The following is an 18,183-nucleotide window of genomic DNA, read 5'->3' as shown; positions in this document are numbered from 1 at the left end:
CAGGTTTCACGTGGAACCTAGAAAAAATGTAAAAGACAGGCTAAATATTTATGCCAAGAAAAATAAAAAAAGGGAGAATCACTGTAAAAAAACAATATTACATAAACAAAAATAAGAGAAATATATCAAATAGTTATATAGTACATAAAGAATAATCGACATACTGGTGAGGGATGCTACCGCAAATATTATTATTTTAATCATTACCCCGCTTCCAGTTTTGGTTACAGGGTGAAGCGCTTATCTTTTACAGCAACGCAAAAGATAAGCGCTTTTTACATATTATTGATGCCTAAACTGATTAAGCATCAATATCTGCATTTAATGCATTTTCTTCAATGAAGGCACGACGTGGTTCTACATCATCGCCCATTAAGCATGAGAACATCCGATCTGCTTCGATCGCATCATCAATGGTCACCTGTAACATATTACGGTTTTCAGGGTCCATGGTCGTTTCCCAAAGCTGCTCAGCGTTCATCTCACCCAAACCTTTATAGCGCTGGATCATCATGCCGCGGCGCGAGTCTTGTAAAATGTGCTGCCACACCTGGTGGAAATTGCTGACCTGAATACGACGCTCACCTTTTTGCAGATAAGCCCCCTCTTCAAGCAATTTAAACCAGCTCTTCGAGTTCTTCAGCAAACGTGCGTACTCGGCAGAATTGAGCAAACCGGCATCCAGTAAATAAGAATGCGGTAAGTTATGCACATAGACCGTCACACGTGGCCAATAATGCGCTGATTTCTCACCTTGTGCATTTTCACGTTCAAATGCTTCCAAGCTAATTTCAGGACGCAGGCTTGGTTGCAACTTTTCAATCGCTACACGTAATTGCTCAGCCCATGCTTCAACATAGTCACGTTCATGGTTATGATCGCCTTTGAAAGCATCCAGCTCCAGTAAGCCATCCAGTAAACTTGCCGGATAACGTTGCGTTAAGCGCTGTAAGCTTTTTTGTGATACCTGATAATCGGCAATCACACTGGCCAATGCAGAACCATTAATCGCAGGTGCATCCGCACTCACATGCAAGGACAGCTCATCAATCGCATTGGAGATCAGGAAGGTTTCAAGCGCATCATTATCTTTGATGTACTGCTCTTGCTTGCCTTTCTTCAACTTGTACAATGGTGGCTGGGCAATATAGATATAGCCACGCTCAACCAGTTCCGGCATTTGACGGAAGAAGAAAGTCAATAACAAGGTACGAATATGTGAACCATCCACGTCCGCATCGGTCATGATAATGATTTTGTGATAACGTAATTTGTCCGGATTGTATTCTTCACGTCCGATACCACAGCCCAAAGCGGTAATTAAAGTTCCCACTTCCTGACTGGAAATCATCTTGTCAAAACGCGCACGTTCAACGTTCAGGATCTTACCTTTCAACGGTAAAATCGCCTGCATTTTACGGTTACGACCTTGTTTGGCACTACCGCCCGCAGAGTCACCCTCGACCAGATACAGTTCCGACAATGCTGGGTCTTTTTCCTGACAGTCTGCCAGTTTACCTGGCAAACCAGCGATGTCTAACGCGCTCTTACGGCGTGTCATTTCACGCGCTTTACGAGCGGCATCACGCGCACGAGCGGCATCAATAATCTTGCCAGCAATCGATTTCGCTGCTTGCGGATTTTCCAGCAGATAAGCCGAGAACTCTTTGTTCATGGCCTGCTCGACCGCAGGTTTCACTTCACTCGACACCAGTTTTTCTTTGGTTTGTGAAGAGAATTTTGGATCAGGCACTTTTACTGAAATGATGGCAGTTAAGCCTTCACGTGCATCGTCACCGGTCACGGCCACTTTTTCTTTTTTCAGTAAGCTTTCATTTTCCATGTAGCTGTTTAAGCCACGGGTCAATGCTGCACGGAAACCTGCAAGGTGGGTACCACCATCTTTTTGCGGAATATTGTTGGTAAAGCAACGCACATTCTCTTGATAGCTATCATTCCACTGCAATGCCACTTCAACGCCAATACCGTTATCTGCATCTGTGGTGAAATGGAAGATATCATTCAGATGGGTTTTACCTTCGTTAATATATTTAACGAACTCGGATAACCCACCTTCATAATCGTAAACGTGCTCAAGATTCACGCGCTCGTCACGCAATACGATACGTACACCGGCATTCAGGAATGAAAGTTCTCTTAAACGGCGTGCCAGAATATCCACACTGAAAATGGTTTGGCTAAAGGTCAATTCACTTGGCCAGAAACGCACGGTGGTACCGGATTGGTCAGTTTCACCGACAACTTTCAATGGATATTGCGGATCACCATGTGCATATTCCTGCTCATGGATTTTACCTGCGCGTTGAATGGTCAAATGCAATTTCTTAGAGAGCGCATTTACTACCGAAACACCAACGCCGTGTAAACCGCCCGACACTTTATAGCTGTTGTCATCGAACTTACCACCCGCATGCAGAATGGTCAGAATAACTTCTGCGGCAGACACCCCTTCTTCAGGGTGAATGTCGGTTGGAATACCACGACCATTATCCGAGACACTGACTGATTCATCTTCATGAATGGTCACTAGGATTTCGTCACAATGACCTGCCAAAGCTTCATCGATGGCATTATCCACCACCTCAAACACCATATGGTGCAAACCGGTACCGTCATCGGTGTCACCGATATACATGCCCGGACGTTTACGAACCGCGTCTAATCCACGTAATACTTTAATACTAGAGGAATCATAAGCCTTTTCATTTGTTTGTTCTGTTTGAGAGACTGATTGAGACTCTGAACTCATGGTTACTCCCTAGTAAATATCTAATCTATCCAAAGATGAGGAAATAAAATTATGGCGCAGCAAGACTGACTTGGCCTTGGACAACGTGAAACAATTGAAAGGAAATCGACAAATCATGTAAGTGTTTTAATACCGACGTATGGTCTAAGGTCGTCATAAAAACCTGACTTCCTAACTGACTCAATCGCTCAATTAAACGTTGTTGTGCAGCTAAATCTAACTCTGCTGTCAGATCATCTAATAATACCACAGTTTCCTTGTTACTCGCATGCAGCATTGCAATTTGTGACAGTTTTAATGCCATGATTAACAACTTTTTTTGCCCACGTGATAACACGTCATCTGCATTGCCATACGGGGTTTTCAGGCGCAAATCTGCACGATGAGGACCATACTCGGTATAACGCCGTTCCTGGTCCCTTTGGTGCTGCTGAATCAAGTCCTGCAACAGCCCCTGTTCGGTATGAAAACCGGCATGATATTCCAGTTCAATTTCAAGATTTGGCAATAGTTGCTGCAAATCTTCCTGAAAGAACTGGTTCCATTGCTCCAAGATACCGACCCGTTGCGAGTGCAAAATTTCGCCATAATCACTCAGCATTTTGTTCCACGGCTCTAAATCGGCCAGACTCAGGTTACGCCGTGTTTTTAATAAGCTATTTCGCTGTTTTAATGCGCGAGAATAGTACTGCCAGGCAAAATAGAACTCGGGTTCCACGTGGAACATCAACCAGTCCAGCAATTGCCGTCTGGGTTTGGCACCATGATCAATAATATCGGTACTTTGCGGATCAATATGTTGTAAGGGCAAAAGTTTTGCCAGTTGCCCTTGTGTGGCAATGGTATCGCCATTGACCTTGATCAGTTGCTCACCCGAAGCCAGTTTTTGCATGCCAATCCGTTCACTGGCCGACTGTGCGAAGACAATCGCATCATCAGCCTCGTACTGGATGTAATGCTTGGGAATATGGGTGCGAAATGAGCGACCTGTGGCCAATAAATGAATGGATTCCAGAATTGAGGTCTTTCCAGAACCATTCGAGCCGTAAAAAATATTAAACGGTTGCAACTCATTGAGTGCAACCGCCTTTAGATTACGTACACGTTCGATATTTAAACGCGTGATTTGCATGCTTAAAAACTCAAATCATCAATGCCAATTACACACGCATCGGCATAACAACATAAGTCTGGTCTGGATGCGCCGGATCTTGAACAAGTACCGATTGATTTGCTTCAGTCATGCTCATTCTCACATCATCACCATCCAGCACACTCAATACATCCAGGATATATTGCGCATTGAATGACATTTCCAGTGGTGCATCCTGATATTGAATTGCAATATCTTCAACCGCTTCATCTTGCTCCGGGTTATTGGCACGGAGTTGCAACGAATCCTGATTAAAATTCAGGAACACGCCACGTAATTTTTCATTACTTAAAATCGCGACCCGTTGTAAAGACTGTTTAAATACATCATGCGCAATAAACACATGCTTATCACCACCTTTCGGAATAACACGGCGATAATCAGGGAATTTACCATCAATCAATTTGGTGGTGAAACGAACGGTAATATCCCCCTGCTCTTTATCACGGCTTGGCGTATTAATCGTAACATTCAACAATTCACGACCAATGAGCAAGGTAAGCTGCTCATCTTCAATACTCAACAAACGCTGTAATTCACCCACGGCCTTACGCGGTACAATGGCCTGAATCGGTGCAGCAGCAGTTGAGGATGCCAATACTTCGCACAATGCCAAACGGTGACCGTCTGTGGTTACGGTACGTAATTGATTTTGATCAATTTCCAGCAAAGTACCAGTCAGATAGAAACGTACATCCTGTACCGCCATTGCAAAGGCAGTTTTTTCAAATAAACGTTTTAATTCACGCTGAGTCACCTGAACTTGTGTGCCCTGGCTATTTTCAGTGGTGAGTAAAGGATAATCGTCCGCTGGAAGTGTACCCAACACAAAGCGGCTGTTACCCGATTTTAAAATACAACGCTGATCTTCTGTAATTTGTAAGTCAATCAAGGCTGCTGTTGGAAGAGATTTACAAATTTCGACCAGTTTACGTGCCGGAACGGTGGTCTCCCCTGCTTCCAGACAAGCACCTTCAGCTAACGTTGTGCTTGCCACCAGTTCAACTTCTAAATCAGAACCGGTAATGGTTAAGGCCTGTTGCGTGGTTTGAATTTTGACATTTGAAAGAATATTCAAGGTATGACGACGCTCTACAGCCCCGACCACATGGGATAACACATTGAGTAAACTTTCTTTAGCGATTTTCAAACGCACGATTTTATTCCTCTTACAACAGAAGCCGATATGAATGTTAGCAGTGTACTATGCTGCACTTAAAAGCAGTTTGCAACCATGAAAATTGAGTCAGCCGAGATTATGCTCAGGCCTAACTTTGTAATAAACGAAGTAAGTTTTTATAATCTTCATTAAAAATTGGATCTTCTTCACGCAAGCTGACCACTTTTTCGCAGGCGTGCATCACGGTACTGTGATCTCGTCCACCAAAGGCCATACCGATTTCCGGAAAACTGTCTCCGGTTAATTCACGCGCCAATCCCATCGCCAATTGACGAGGTCGGGCATAAATACGGGTACGTTTTGGCCCAATCAGTTCTTTTAGCGGAATGCGGAAGTATTCACTGACCACACGCTGGATGTTTTCTACACTAATGGTCCGGGCACGGATTGCCAGCACGTCTTTTAAAGATTCTCTCACTACATCCAGATCGATGGCGGTCCCTTTAAATCGTGAAATTGCCACAACTTTGTTCAATGCACCTTCAAGCTCACGCACGTTTGCGACCACTTGTTGCGCAATAAACAAAGCACAGTTGCGCGGTAAATCAACGCCACTATTTTCAGCTTTTTTCAGCAAGATTTCGATACGGGTTTCAATATCCGGTGGTTCTACCCCCACCGACAATCCCCAAGAGAATCGCGATACCAGACGTGGATCTAGTTCGGTGAGTTCTTTTGGATAACGGTCTGAAGTGAGAATAATTTGCTTAGATTCATCCAGTAAAGCATTGAAAGTATAAAAGAATTCAACGAGACTGGCTTCTTTACCGGCAAGCAAATGAATATCATCGACCAGGAGTAAATCTAAAGAACGACAATTTTTCTTAAACTCTTCAACCTTGCCTTTCTGTAATGAACTGACAAAGTCTTGTACAAAACTTTCTGAAGTCATGTACATCACCCGTGCATTGGGTTTGGCTTGTAGCAGCGCATTACCGACCGCTTGCATCAAGTGGGTTTTACCCAAACCTGTTGGGCCATACAAAAATAAAGGATTGTGCTGAGATGCACCTAATTGGGTTAATACCTTACGGCAAGTCTCAGCAGCCATCTGGTTAGAACGGCCTTCAACAAATAAAGAAAATGTAAATAACGGATTGAGTTGTCTTTTCTTCGGTATTTTCGTGACATTTTGGCCGGGTTGGATCAGATCAGATTCTTTTTTGGCTTTAACTGGTACGGCAGTGGCGGTTGGCGCACTACTTAAAGCAGCAGTGGTAGTGGCTGGTTGTTCATTCGAAGACAAAATTGTCCCTGGGCGAGAGTCGACCAAAATCTCAACCTGACGTACGCGACCTTCAGACAGTTGTTCAGCAAGAATTGAAATCAATTCTAAATGGTTATCTTGAATATAACGGGTCCAATAAGGGTTCGGTGCGTATAAACGCATCACACCATCAACCTCTTCGGCAACTAAAGGACGAATCCACATCGCAAAGACGTTATCAGAGAGCTCTTGTCGCAAGCGAGTTAAGCAGTCTGTCCAGAGCATGTGCATCCCCTATATATCCATTTTTAAATTCAAAAAATAAAAATCACCAACCCCATCTTTCGAAGGGGTCGCCATTCTAACCAAGTTATCCACATCTGTCAGGCCAATTTATGGGACTTTTGCTGAAAAAGAAAGCAGTCGTTTATAAATTTAAATTCAAAACCACTTGTGTATAACTTTTTGCACAAGCTGTGGATAATTTTAACCATCAAGTTATCCACAATCTATAAAATTAATAAAAACATGGTTATCCACAAAGTAACTATTTGTTTGTTTATATAAAAACGTCACTTTCCACAGAAAAAATCCACCCTAATAAGAATAAATTTAAATTTTAAAATTTGAATTTACTTATAGGGGTTTAACCGAATTGTGGATAACCGAGCATATCGAAATTTAAATTCAAAATCCAAGAATTAAATTTAAATCAGAAATTGAATTGTTGATAACTGTGCTATTAAGCTGTGAATATAGCTGAATGTTGATATAATATAAAGAGATAGCTTGTGTATATTTTTTGTTTTCAATAAAAGCACTTCTTTACGCGTAGCGCTATTGCTTCAAAACAGAACAAAGAAAATGTAAAGTTTTTGATTTTTCATTGACAGCGTAAACATTGCACAATAAAATCGCGGACCTTTATAGAAAGATCATTTTGGAGTTTCGAAATGAAACGTACTTTCCAACCATCTGAATTAAAGCGTAAACGCGTTCATGGTTTCCGCGCTCGTATGGCTACTAAAGCAGGTCGTCAAGTGTTAGCTCGTCGTCGTGCAAAAGGTCGTCATAGCTTAACTGTTTAATACTGTTAAGCTGACCAGACTTGGGTGATGACACTTTACAGTTTCAGTACTGAATCTCGTATTCGTTGTGCTGCTGATTATAAAAGTGTATTTGATGGTGCGCTTTTTAAAGTGCATCAGCCCCATTTCCTTTTTTTAGCAAAATTAACCGAACAGCCTAATAGCCGTTTGGGTATTGTCGTTGCTAAAAAAAAGGTACGTCGTGCTCATGAACGAAATCGAATAAAACGTCTTGCTCGGGAGAGCTTTCGTATCCATCAAGCACAATTTAATGCTGATATCGATATTGTGGTGATGCCTAAAGTAGGTATAGAAGCAATTTCAAATGAAGAATTACATCAACAATTAGATTTTGCTTGGCAAAAATTACAACGCTTAGCAAAGAAGCATTCCAAAGTCGTTGTGACATCCCTCCAGAATTAGAGATCTCCAATGGTACGTTTACTTCATTGGTTGATAAGATGTTACCAGATTGCAATTAGTCCATTATTGGGTCCTCGTTGTCGCTATATTCCCACGTGCTCGCAATATGCAATTGAAGCTTTACAAACGCATGGTGCGCTCAAAGGTGTATGGCTATCGACTCAGCGAATTTGCCGTTGTCATCCTTGGGGTGGTTCAGGCTATGATCCGGTACCCCGCAAAGCACTTCGTTTTATTTCGTTTCATCAAATAGATTCTCAAATGCATCACGTTGCTGTACCCTTTCGTGATCGTTTATTCAAGCAAAATCTCTCTAATCATTTGGGATAATAGATATGCAACAATGGGCCAGATTTGCAATTCTTGGAGCCATGTTTGTTACCGCATATTTGCTTATTTTGGCTTGGCAAAAAGACTATGGTCATGCTGCACCAGCACCGCAACAACAAGCGGCGGCTGTCACTGCACATGATGTATCTGCAGATTTGCCAAATGCTCAAAATGCAACAGCGGCTTCAGACTTGCCACAAGCAAATGTGACTGCATCACAAACCACAGAAACACCATCTGTGAGTCAGCAACTGATTTCAGTACAAACGGATCTGTATCATCTTTGGATCAATCCTAAAGGTGGTGATATCGTTCGTATTGAATTGTTAAGCCATGATGAAAGCAAAGACAGCGATAAACCGTTTGTCATGCTGGAAAGTGATGCGAAACGTACTTACGTCGCTCAATCTGGTTTGATCGGTTTGAATGGACCAGATAGCAGCCGTGGCGGACGTCCAATGTATGATGTTGAAAAAACAGCATATACCTTGGCGGATGCAAAGAGCGTTGCCTCAAAAGATGGTAAGACACATCAAGTGTTGACTGTGCCATTGGTATTTAAAACACCTGAAGGTGTGGAAGTGATCAAGTCGTTCACCTTCACCCAAGGTGATTATCCAATTACAGTGAAACATCAGGTTGTTAACCGTAGCCAGCAAAACTGGCAAGGCCAGATGTTTGGTCAGCTAAAGCGTGACAATTCTGATGATCCGGGTAAATCTTCTCAAGGTATCTTTACCCTTGGAACTTATCTGGGTGGCGCATGGGGTACACCAGACGCGCATTATAACAAGTTGAAATTCAGCAATTTTAATGATGAAAAATTGAGTGTTGAAGCCAAGGGCGGCTGGGTTGCCATGGTTCAGCATTATTTCGTCAGTGCCTGGATTCCGGGTAATCTGAAACTGACCCAAGCGGATGGCCAGCCTTATGTGGCTAAACTGGAATCGCGCCAGTCTGCTGATCACATGAATATCATGGGCTTCACTTCTCCAGTGATTAATGTACCGGCCGGTACCTCAATGGAAGTGGATGCACAACTTTATTCTGGTCCAAAAATTCAGTCTGAACTCAAAGATTTAGCTGCGGGCTTAAACCAGACTGTAGATTACGGCTGGTTATGGCCGATTGCCAAACTCTTGTTCCTGGGCTTACAGTTCTTCCATAACATCATTGGTAACTGGGGTTGGTCAATTATCTTATTGACGATCTTGGTGAAATTGATTTTATGGCCACTTTCTTCAAAAAGTTATCGCTCAATGGCGAAAATGCGTGTGATTGCACCAGAAATGCAACGCATGAAAGAAGAATTTGGTGAAGACCGTATGCGTTTCTCTCAAGAAATGATGGCCTTATACAAGCGTGAACAAGTCAACCCATTGTCTGGTTGCTTGCCGTTATTGTTACAAATGCCGATTTTCTTGGCCTTGTACTGGGTATTGATGGAATCGGTTGAACTGCGTCATGCACCATGGTTAGGCTGGATTCAAGACTTATCAGCAATGGATCCATGGTTTATCTTGCCGTTGATCATGGGTGTCACCATGTTCGTTCAGCAAATGTTGAATCCACAACCGACTGATCCTATGCAGGCAAAAGTGTTCCGTATCATGCCAATCATGTTTACGGTATTCATGTTGTTCTTCCCTGCCGGTTTGGTGCTTTACTGGATCGTCAACAACAGTATTACCATTTTGCAACAATGGTTTATTAACAAAGGTGTTGAAAAAGACCGTCTCAACAAGGTTGAATCGAGTTCTTAAGTTCGAACTTTTACTGAATAAATCCGCTTAAGATGGTAATCTTAAGCGGATTTTTCTTTATCTGTATTTAGGGTTCCTGTTTCATAACCCTCGTGTTTTTTAGGTGAATTTAACATGCAACATCAAACCACAATTGCTGCGATTGCTACCCCATTAGGTCGTGGTGGTGTGGGCGTGATTCGACTTTCTGGCCCTAAAGCTTATGCCATTGCTGAACAGTTGACCCAGAAAACTCTTCCTGCTGCCCGCATAGCAGGCTTCCGTCAGTTCTATGATGCGGATGGTTCAGTGATGGATGAAGGCATTGTACTGTGTTTTCCAAACCCGCATTCATTTACCGGTGAGGATGTGGTGGAATTACAGGGGCATGGTGGTCCAGTTATTCAGAATGCGTTATTAGCGCGTTTACTGGATCTGGGTGCGACGGCTGCCAAGGCGGGAGAGTTTTCCATGCGTGCCTTTGAAAATGGCAAGATGGATCTGGTGCAAGCCGAAGCGATTGCCGATTTGATTGATGCAACCTCACAGGCCGCCGCACGTTCAGCGGTTCGTTCCTTACAGGGCGCCTTTTCAACCAAAATTAATACCGTTTTAGAAAAGCTGATTCACTTGCGTTTGCATGTGGAAGCTGCCATTGATTTTCCAGAAGAAGAAATTGATTTCCTTGCTGATGGCAAGATTTTAGCTTTGCTGGATGATGTGCAGGACTCGGTCAAGGCTGTACAGCAATCTGCACGCCAAGGACAGCTGTTACGTGAAGGTTTGCAGGTGGTGATCGCAGGTAAGCCGAACGCGGGCAAATCCAGCCTGTTAAACGCGCTGGCGGGCCATGAACGGGCCATTGTGACCGATATTGCGGGAACCACCCGCGATGTATTGCATGAAAAGATCAGTTTGAACGGTTTGCCAATTACCTTAACCGATACTGCCGGTTTACGTGAAACAGGTGATATCGTCGAGCAGGAAGGGATTCGTCGTGCGATTAAAGAAATTGAACAGGCCGATTTATTACTGCTGGTCTACGATTTAAACCAGGGCGATGAACCGTTACAGCTGGCGCGTGAATATTTTGCCGATCATCTTGAGCCGAAACGTTTACTGTTGATCGGTAATAAATGCGATTTAACCGGTCAGGAGGCGACTTTAAGTGATTATCAGGGCTTCCGTCATATCAGTGTGTCTGCCAAACAGGATATGGGTGTTCAGGCGCTCATAGAGGCGATTACAGCGCATGCAGGCTTTCAGCCTGAGGAAGACACCTTTATTGCCCGAACACGTCATTTAGACGCAATGAAGCGCACTCAGCGCTATCTTGCAGAGGCACGTGAGCAACTTGTGGTGTTTAACGCAGGTGAACTGGTGGCTGAATCATTGCGCCTGGCACAAAATGCATTGGGTGAAATCACTGGTGACTTTAGTGCTGACGATCTTCTAGGAAAGATTTTTGGTTCGTTTTGTATTGGTAAATAATCAATTGAATCAAATACTCATGGCTTGAATTGTATTGCAATCCAAGCCATTTTTTTATTCCTTCTCTTCAGCGGTCTGTTCTTGCTCTGCTTTTTGTTCTTGTACCACATTTAATGCCGTCATCATGGCAACCGGTGCGCCGTCCTGACGTGTGGCTTTGAGTTTGATCTGCAAACGCAATTCATTGACTGAATCGGCATTACGCAAGGCCTCATCATAGCTAATCGCGTCTTCGTTATACAGATCGAATAAAGCCTGATCGAAGGTTTGCATCCCCAGCTCACGTGATTTACTCATAATCTCTTTCAGTGCGTGGAACTGGCCTTTTAAAATATTATCTGCAATTAAAGGTGTATTCAGCAGGATTTCAATCGCTGCGCGACGCCCTTTGCCATCCTGCGTGCGCACCAATCGTTGAGAAATAATACCTTTCATATTGGATGAAAGATCCATCAGTAACTGGTTACGACGTTCTTCCGGGAAGAAATTAATAATCCGGTCCAGCGCCTGATTGGCATTGTTGGCGTGTAAAGTCCCTAGGCAAAGATGCCCTGTTTCGGCAAAGGCAATCGCATGTTCCATGGTTTCCGTATCACGGATTTCCCCAATCAGGATCACATCGGGTGCCTGACGTAAGGTGTTTTTCAGGGCATGCTGCCATGAGTGACAATCAACACCGACTTCACGATGGGTAATCATGGATTTTTTGTGTTTATGTACATACTCAACCGGATCTTCAACGGTAATGATATGTCCCGCTGAGTTTTCATTGCGGTGATCAATCATGGCGGCCAAAGAGGTTGATTTGCCTGAGCCAGTACCGCCTACCACCAAGACCAGACCACGTTTTTCCATGATCACCTGTTTAAGCGACTCAGGCAGCTTCAGCTTCTGGAAGGTTGGAATTTCTGAGGTAATGGTACGAATCACCATGCCGATCTGTAGCTGCTGTTTAAATACATTGACACGAAAACGTGAAACATGGGGAATATTGATGGCAAAATTACATTCCCATTCTTTTTCAAACTCTTGACGTTGCTTTTCATTCATTAAGCTATAGGCAAACAGTTTGGTTTTATCGGCCGTCAGTTCCTGTTGCCCAAGTGGACGCATCAGTCCCTGTAATTTAATGCTGGGCGGAAAATCTGCAGTAATAAATAAATCTGAACCACCATATTCCACTACTTTGGTCAGCATATGAAACATAAATGTTTTGGCTTCTTCGAGTAATTCTGCGCTATACATCAATCTACCTAGATCTGAATAATAAGATGGTTTGTTGCTATTCGATTTAAAAATTGCAATGAAAAGAATGGACTATATGATTTTGAAATATGTGTTAAAACTATTCAGCCTCAAAAACACCCCAAATATTTGCTGAATCATTTCCACAGCTCATCGTTTCCTGAGGAATTATTCCAAACATGGCCCGATTGATCTAGTTCTTTTCAAATTAACGCGGATATTTCAATGTGATGTGAAAATAATTGTCATTTTCTAACTAAAAATAGCTCATGAAAAGCAATCTAAAACCAGACTTGGATTGAAGCAGATGTTCCACGTGAAACATCACAATCGTCGGTTGAATTTTGGTTGTTACTGCGTAAGCTGAGCTGTTTGGCCGTCCGATAATCATTACAATAGCGGCTGATTTTTGTATAGAGTGTCACTCATGTTAAAAAAAATTGGGATTTTCTCATTATTAAGTTGTGTTTCTGCACTGGGCTTTGCCAATGTCGAGACCTTAAAAAGTAATTTGAGTAAACAATATCCCAATATTCAGGTGACCAACATCCAACCGACTGCAATGAACGGTTTATACAGCGCCAGTCTGGACAACCAGATTATCTATCTGGATGAAAGTGCCCAACATATGTTTATCGGGTCAATGGTGCGTTTAAAAGACCAGAAAAATTTGACCAAGGATCTGGTGATCCAGCAAAACACGGTGGACTGGAAACAGCTTCCGTTCAAAGATGCGATTAAAACCGTCAAAGGCAATGGTAAGCGTGAGTTGGCGGTTTTCTCCGATCCGAACTGTCCATATTGCAAGAAACTGGAAGCCGAGCTGGACAAGCTGAATGATGTGACCATCTATACCTTTATCTATCCCTTAAAAGCACAATCGGTTGCTGTGTCTCAATCAGTCTGGTGTGATGCTAACCCGGCCTATGCATGGAAAAACCTGCTGCAGAAGAATGTACAGCCGCAACAAAAAACCTGTGCGAATCCGTTAGAGCGTAATTTGCAGCTCGGTCGAAAATTAGCTGTAGATGGCACCCCAACCCTGATTTTTAGCAATGGATTTAAAATGGTCGGTGCACGAAGTGCTGCAGAGATTCAGACGATCTGGAAAGAACTCGGCCTATAAATAAAAACGCCCAATCCATTACATGAATGAATTGGGCGTATTAATCTAGACCGTTCTAGCTTTTTTTGGTGACCAGATTGTAGATAAACAAAATAATGATCGCACCAATCACAGAGGCAATGAAACCGGCTGCCGAATTTTCACCATATAGACCGAGCAAGCGACCACCATAGGTTGCCAAGAGTGAACCTGCGATACCTAATAAGGTGGTTACAATAAAGCCTGCTTTATCTTCACCTGGATGTAAAGCACGTGCAATTAAACCAGCAAAAAAACCAACGACGATTGCCACAATTAGAGACCACATTGTCTTTCTCCTTGTTTTAACAGTGATATTTATTACTATCCTGCTTGATACCGACAAACTTTGTCTGTAGTGGATTACTGAGTTATGTCGTATTTTTGTGCTGGATTTAGCGGGTTTTGATTAAAGCACGGCTGAAAAAGCAGCTTTAGATGCATTACTCAGACCAAAGCATTCGACAGTTGATCTGAGCACAAGACAAGGTAGGAACGAGACCGTTAACCGCAGGATTGGATTAAATCCCGATTTCACCAATAAATGGCAAGTGACGATATTTTTGATCAAAGTCGAGGCCATAGCCGACAATAAAGCGGTCTTCGACTTCAAAGCCCAGAAATTTTACATCTAAAGGAATTTCACGGCGCGAAGGCTTGCTGACTAAAGTACATAATTCAATTGAGTTTGGATTACGGGTTTTCAGCATTTCAACCACTTTGCTGAGGGTATTACCGGAGTCGATAATATCTTCGACCACAAGTACATCTTTACCGTGAATTTCGCCATCAAGGTCTTTTAAAATTTTGACATCACGAGAGGAAACGGTTCCACCACCATAACTAGACACGGTCATAAAATCGAGTTCATGTGGTTTGTCGATGGCACGGCATAAATCCGCCATAAAAATGACTGAACCACGTAATAAGCCGATCAGTACCAGTTCTTTATCACTTTGAGCATAGTGTGCATTGATTTTGTCGCCAAGTTCTTTCACTTTGGCTTGAATCTCTTCACTTGAAATCATAATGCGCATTGCAATGGTCATCGGTAGATTCCTAAAACTTAAAAACGGGAAAATAAAAAAGGTGTTGACCTGCAACACCTCGAAATCTTGAGCTAATCTGGCAATTTTAAAACAAAATCACTTTTCATGCACCTTTTGATGACGAAGAATGTGTTTCATTTTGAGCAGACGAGCTGTCCCGTTTCAGCAGAACTGCACATCCAATCGCAATACAGAGTAAGCCAAGTCTCTGTTTATTTAAAAATTTAGTTTTGGCTATAGGCTTTTTGTCCATAGATATAGGTTGCCTCAATATTTCGGTCATCGCCCATGGTGAATAAAGCAAACAGGCTATCTTCAACCGATTTTGAACGTGACTGACGCAGTTGTTGTAACGCGGTTGGCTGGGTATTCAAGACCACGAAATCAGCTTCTTTACCGATATTAAAGTTACCGAGTTTCTCATCCAGATCCAGCGCTTTCGCCCCACCGAGTGTGGCGTGATACAGCGATTCAAAAGCCGAGAGTTTATCGCCTTGTAACTGTTGAACTTTGTACGCTTCATTCACGGTCTGCAACAGACTAAATGAAGTCCCTGCCCCAACGTCAGTGCCTAAACCGACTTTTACTTGCTGTTCCCAGGTCTTTTGTAACGGGAATAAACCACTGCCCAAGAACAGGTTTGAAGTTGGACAGAAGGCAATCGCAGAGTCGGTTTCATGCATGCATTTCCATTCTGCATCTTCCAGATGGACACAATGCGCAAATACAGAACGTTGACCGGTTAAGCCATAATGATGATACACATCCAGATAGCCGTCCTGCTCAGGGAACAGCTCTTTTACCCATGCGATTTCATCTTTGTTTTCACTTAAATGGGTATGTACATAAACATCCGGATATTGCGCTTTGAGCTGGCCTGCTTGTTCCAGTTGTTCCGGTGTAGACGTTGGCGCAAAACGTGGTGTAATCGCGTATAAAGCACGGCCCTGTCCATGCCACTTCTCAATCAGGGCCTTAGAATCATCATAGGCGCTCTGTGCGGTATCACACAACGCTTCTGGTGCATGACGATCCATCATCACCTTCCCTGCGATTAAACGCATCTGGTGCTGTGCCGCGGCTTCAAATAAAGCATCCACAGATTCAGGATGTACCGTACAGAACACCAATGCGGTGGTGGTCCCGTTTTTAAGCAATTCATTGACAAAAAATTGGGCTATGTCTTGGGCATAAGCTTTGTCTTTAAACTGAATTTCAGTCGGGAAGGTATAGGTGTTGAGCCAGCTTAATAATTGTTCGCCGTAAGCACCGACCATTTCCGTTTGTGGGAAATGGATATGCGTGTCGATCATACCCGGGATGATCAATTGTTCGGGATAATGCTGGATTTCAACGTTTGCAGGAAGATGGGCTTGAGCGTCGTTCCACGGGCCAAACCAGCGAATTTTACCTTGTTCAGTGATCATTACGCCGTCTTCGATATAACGGACTTGATCGGCAATTTCAGTGGCTTGAGAAACGGTCTTTTGAATATCTAAGAAGCGACCACGAATCACCGTGGTTGGGGTAGCCAAAGTCATAACAACCTACAATTTTACTTTTTTCGGTTGATTGTACCTGATTTTGCCAAATTTACTGGATTATTCGGCTAATTAATGCGCTTAAAAGGTATATAAATGTGAGCAGTAGTTTGAGCCATTTGATTGTGTCTTCAGCGACGCTGTATCTATATTTTCAATAAAAAGAAGTGCATTTGAGAACAGTAGATGAATATTTGAAGACCCGGATGTGTTCTGAATCATATTATTTCATTCGCCCGGCAGTGCTTATGAAAGCTATAATCAAGTGCACATTCACTTTGCTGTCATTTAGAGTTTAGAAATCAAGAGAAAATTTATGAAAAAAACAGGGTTATTTATTTTATTGGCATGCACAATTTCGGCATGCAGTTCTCACAACGAAACCTATCAAAGCACGTTTAAGCATACTCCTGAATGCCAAGCTCAGTTAATAGACATTAGCAAAGGCAATTTTAAGCTGGATGATATTGCAAAGGAGCGTTTGAGCTTTGATTTTCAAGCGAAAGATAACAATGAAGAAATTATCCAAATGAATATCGCTGAAAAACAGCCAAATGCCACCCGATCAGCTGGGCGGATTAAGGTGAATAAAGCTCGAAATGAAATTTTCAACTCAACCTTTGATGATATGAATATAATTCCTATCAAGCTGGGTTCACATCCCTCTTTTATTAAAGACTGCTTTTAAAAAGTAGGTCATGATAAAAAAGGCCTGCAATGCAGGCCCTTTTCTATTTCCGATGGTTTATTGCGCTTGTCGCTTATTGTGTCGTAACGACAGATAAGCGGTGATGCCTAATACCAGAACGATAAAGCCTAACGAAATCCAGATTGGCATGTGGAACACATCCAGCAATAACATTTTTGCACCAATGAACAGCAAGATGATGCCCAAACCATACGGTAAGTAGTGCATTTTCGACGCCGCACCTGCCAGTAAGAAGAACATCGCACGTAAACCCAAAATCGCCATTAAGTTTGCGGTTAAAACGATGAACGGGTCGCTGGTCACGGCGAAAATTGCAGGAATGGAATCCACCGCAAAGATCACGTCAGAGGCTTCAACCAAAATCAAAACTAAAAATAAAGGGGTTGCCCATAACACGCCATTCTGGCGAACGAAGAAATTATTGCCTTCAAGCTGTGGTGTGATACGCATGTGTTTGCGTAACCATTTCAGTAACTTGATATCTTCAATATTGGTGTCTTCTTCATCCTGACCTTTCAGGAATTTAAAGCCGGTGTAGACCAGGAAGGCACCGAAGATATATAGCACCCAGGAGAACTCTTGCACAAACCACGCACCAATAAAGATAAAAATGGTTCGCAGAATGATTGCACCGAGTACGCCATAAAGCAGGATTTTACGTTGATATGCAGGCGGGATCGCAAAAGCTGCGAAAATCATTAACCAGACAAAGACATTATCAATTGCCAGCGATTTTTCCAGTAGATAACCTGCGAAGTATTCCATGGTTTTCTGATTGGCAATGGTCGCACCTACGGTTTGCTGTAGATAAAACCATAATCCGCCACCAAAAATCACTGCAACACTGACCCAGGCAATACTCCAGTAGGCTGCCTGTCTGATCGGCACGTCCTGGTTTTGTTTTTGCTTAAAGCCTAAAAAGTCGACCAGTAGCATCACGGTAACGAGACCGAAGAATGCGACATAGAGCCATAAATTACCGATAGTTTCCATCACAACTCCCTATCTGGCAAATGGACATAAAAAAACCTCGACCAGTTGCCAGATGAATTAATACATCTGTTTCAACATGATCAAGGTCTTGCCTACACCACGATGGATTGTGATGCTC

The 18,183-nt window shown here is 42.9% G+C and carries 16 protein-coding genes; 7 read left to right on the top strand and 9 right to left on the bottom strand.

What is annotated here, in order from left to right:
* Nucleotides 1-301: 301 nt before the first annotated feature.
* The 4 genes from gyrB to dnaA all read right to left on the bottom strand — a co-directional run bounded on the left by gyrB (nucleotide 302) and on the right by dnaA (nucleotide 6,595).
* Nucleotides 302-2,770, bottom strand: coding sequence for a DNA topoisomerase (ATP-hydrolyzing) subunit B (gene gyrB / locus JO943_RS17875; protein WP_199950462.1), 2,469 nt, complete (start codon nucleotides 2,768-2,770; stop codon nucleotides 302-304).
* 49 nt (nucleotides 2,771-2,819) lie between these two features.
* Nucleotides 2,820-3,902 carry a DNA replication/repair protein RecF gene (recF, locus tag JO943_RS17870; protein ID WP_202741442.1) on the bottom strand — a complete coding sequence of 361 codons (1,083 nt, stop codon included), beginning with the start codon at nucleotides 3,900-3,902 and terminating at the stop codon, nucleotides 2,820-2,822.
* Nucleotides 3,903-3,930: 28 nt separating this feature from the next.
* Nucleotides 3,931-5,079, bottom strand: a complete 1,149-nt coding sequence (gene dnaN / locus JO943_RS17865) for a DNA polymerase III subunit beta (protein WP_005228168.1) — start codon at nucleotides 5,077-5,079, stop codon at nucleotides 3,931-3,933.
* 112 nt (nucleotides 5,080-5,191) lie between these two features.
* Nucleotides 5,192-6,595: a chromosomal replication initiator protein DnaA gene (gene dnaA / locus JO943_RS17860; RefSeq protein ID WP_005281583.1), complete on the bottom strand. Its 1,404-nt coding sequence runs from the start codon at nucleotides 6,593-6,595 to the stop codon at nucleotides 5,192-5,194.
* A gap of 668 nt (nucleotides 6,596-7,263) precedes the next feature.
* On the opposite strand from dnaA, the gene rpmH reads away from it, so the two are divergent.
* The 5 genes from rpmH (at nucleotide 7,264) to mnmE (ending at nucleotide 11,384) form a co-directional block, all read left to right on the top strand.
* Nucleotides 7,264-7,398, top strand: coding sequence for a 50S ribosomal protein L34 (gene rpmH, locus JO943_RS17855; protein WP_000831329.1), 135 nt, complete (start codon nucleotides 7,264-7,266; stop codon nucleotides 7,396-7,398).
* Between the two features lie 27 nt (nucleotides 7,399-7,425).
* Nucleotides 7,426-7,821, top strand: a complete 396-nt coding sequence (gene rnpA / locus JO943_RS17850) for a ribonuclease P protein component (protein WP_005228170.1) — start codon at nucleotides 7,426-7,428, stop codon at nucleotides 7,819-7,821.
* Nucleotides 7,822-7,830: 9 nt separating this feature from the next.
* Nucleotides 7,831-8,151 carry a membrane protein insertion efficiency factor YidD gene (gene yidD, locus JO943_RS17845; protein WP_005228171.1) on the top strand — a complete coding sequence of 107 codons (321 nt, stop codon included), beginning with the start codon at nucleotides 7,831-7,833 and terminating at the stop codon, nucleotides 8,149-8,151.
* A 5-nt stretch (nucleotides 8,152-8,156) separates the two neighbouring features.
* Nucleotides 8,157-9,914: a membrane protein insertase YidC gene (gene yidC, locus JO943_RS17840; RefSeq protein ID WP_005228173.1), complete on the top strand. Its 1,758-nt coding sequence runs from the start codon at nucleotides 8,157-8,159 to the stop codon at nucleotides 9,912-9,914.
* Nucleotides 9,915-10,028: 114 nt separating this feature from the next.
* Nucleotides 10,029-11,384, top strand: coding sequence for a tRNA uridine-5-carboxymethylaminomethyl(34) synthesis GTPase MnmE (mnmE, locus tag JO943_RS17835; RefSeq protein ID WP_202741441.1), 1,356 nt, complete (start codon nucleotides 10,029-10,031; stop codon nucleotides 11,382-11,384).
* 54 nt (nucleotides 11,385-11,438) lie between these two features.
* Here the strand turns inward: mnmE and JO943_RS17830 are convergent, their stop codons facing one another.
* Complete coding sequence (locus JO943_RS17830) at nucleotides 11,439-12,629, bottom strand: PilT/PilU family type 4a pilus ATPase (protein WP_202741440.1); 1,191 nt, start codon at nucleotides 12,627-12,629, stop codon at nucleotides 11,439-11,441.
* Between the two features lie 427 nt (nucleotides 12,630-13,056).
* Between JO943_RS17830 and JO943_RS17825 the strand changes: the two genes are divergently transcribed.
* The gene (locus JO943_RS17825; RefSeq protein WP_202741439.1) at nucleotides 13,057-13,755 is read left to right on the top strand and encodes a DsbC family protein; all 699 of its coding nucleotides are present in this window, start codon (nucleotides 13,057-13,059) and stop codon (nucleotides 13,753-13,755) included.
* A 55-nt stretch (nucleotides 13,756-13,810) separates the two neighbouring features.
* Here the strand turns inward: JO943_RS17825 and JO943_RS17820 are convergent, their stop codons facing one another.
* The 3 genes from JO943_RS17820 to guaD all read right to left on the bottom strand — a co-directional run bounded on the left by JO943_RS17820 (nucleotide 13,811) and on the right by guaD (nucleotide 16,363).
* On the bottom strand, nucleotides 13,811-14,062 hold the full coding sequence (locus JO943_RS17820) for a GlsB/YeaQ/YmgE family stress response membrane protein (protein ID WP_004660536.1): 252 nt from the start codon (nucleotides 14,060-14,062) through the stop codon (nucleotides 13,811-13,813).
* Between the two features lie 232 nt (nucleotides 14,063-14,294).
* A complete protein-coding gene (gene hpt, locus JO943_RS17815; RefSeq protein WP_004776485.1) occupies nucleotides 14,295-14,822 on the bottom strand; it encodes a hypoxanthine phosphoribosyltransferase in 528 nt (175 codons plus the stop codon).
* Nucleotides 14,823-15,046: 224 nt separating this feature from the next.
* Nucleotides 15,047-16,363: a guanine deaminase gene (guaD, locus tag JO943_RS17810; protein ID WP_202741438.1), complete on the bottom strand. Its 1,317-nt coding sequence runs from the start codon at nucleotides 16,361-16,363 to the stop codon at nucleotides 15,047-15,049.
* A gap of 316 nt (nucleotides 16,364-16,679) precedes the next feature.
* Here guaD and JO943_RS17805 point away from each other — a divergent pair, with 316 nt between their 5' ends.
* A complete protein-coding gene (locus JO943_RS17805) occupies nucleotides 16,680-17,051 on the top strand; it encodes a hypothetical protein (RefSeq protein WP_202741437.1) in 372 nt (123 codons plus the stop codon).
* Nucleotides 17,052-17,108: 57 nt separating this feature from the next.
* On the opposite strand, the gene JO943_RS17800 is transcribed toward JO943_RS17805, so the two are convergent.
* A complete protein-coding gene (locus tag JO943_RS17800) occupies nucleotides 17,109-18,065 on the bottom strand; it encodes a TerC family protein (protein ID WP_005228180.1) in 957 nt (318 codons plus the stop codon).
* Nucleotides 18,066-18,183 lie beyond the last annotated feature (118 nt).

Origin of the sequence: Acinetobacter sp. 'aerobic (ED)', from assembly GCF_904886855.1 — a bacterium.
Classification (GTDB): domain Bacteria; phylum Pseudomonadota; class Gammaproteobacteria; order Pseudomonadales; family Moraxellaceae; genus Acinetobacter; species Acinetobacter courvalinii.
This window is presented reverse-complemented; position numbering and strand designations above follow the sequence as displayed.

Bases quoted from the DNA above. Each gene is read 5' to 3' on its own strand.
- JO943_RS17825 (WP_202741439.1), top strand. From the start codon at position 13,057: ATGTTAAAAAAAATTGGGATTTTCTCATTATTAAGTTGTGTTTCTGCA.
- dnaA (WP_005281583.1), bottom strand. From the start codon at position 6,595: ATGCTCTGGACAGACTGCTTAACTCGCTTGCGACAAGAGCTCTCTGAT.
- yidD (WP_005228171.1), top strand. From the start codon at position 7,831: ATGGTACGTTTACTTCATTGGTTGATAAGATGTTACCAGATTGCAATT.
- guaD (WP_202741438.1), bottom strand. From the start codon at position 16,363: ATGACTTTGGCTACCCCAACCACGGTGATTCGTGGTCGCTTCTTAGAT.
- JO943_RS17820 (WP_004660536.1), bottom strand. From the start codon at position 14,062: ATGTGGTCTCTAATTGTGGCAATCGTCGTTGGTTTTTTTGCTGGTTTA.
- JO943_RS17830 (WP_202741440.1), bottom strand. From the start codon at position 12,629: ATGTATAGCGCAGAATTACTCGAAGAAGCCAAAACATTTATGTTTCAT.
- gyrB (WP_199950462.1), bottom strand. From the start codon at position 2,770: ATGAGTTCAGAGTCTCAATCAGTCTCTCAAACAGAACAAACAAATGAA.
- JO943_RS17805 (WP_202741437.1), top strand. From the start codon at position 16,680: ATGAAAAAAACAGGGTTATTTATTTTATTGGCATGCACAATTTCGGCA.
- rpmH (WP_000831329.1), top strand. From the start codon at position 7,264: ATGAAACGTACTTTCCAACCATCTGAATTAAAGCGTAAACGCGTTCAT.
- hpt (WP_004776485.1), bottom strand. From the start codon at position 14,822: ATGACCATTGCAATGCGCATTATGATTTCAAGTGAAGAGATTCAAGCC.
- recF (WP_202741442.1), bottom strand. From the start codon at position 3,902: ATGCAAATCACGCGTTTAAATATCGAACGTGTACGTAATCTAAAGGCG.
- yidC (WP_005228173.1), top strand. From the start codon at position 8,157: ATGCAACAATGGGCCAGATTTGCAATTCTTGGAGCCATGTTTGTTACC.
- mnmE (WP_202741441.1), top strand. From the start codon at position 10,029: ATGCAACATCAAACCACAATTGCTGCGATTGCTACCCCATTAGGTCGT.
- rnpA (WP_005228170.1), top strand. From the start codon at position 7,426: ATGACACTTTACAGTTTCAGTACTGAATCTCGTATTCGTTGTGCTGCT.
- JO943_RS17800 (WP_005228180.1), bottom strand. From the start codon at position 18,065: ATGGAAACTATCGGTAATTTATGGCTCTATGTCGCATTCTTCGGTCTC.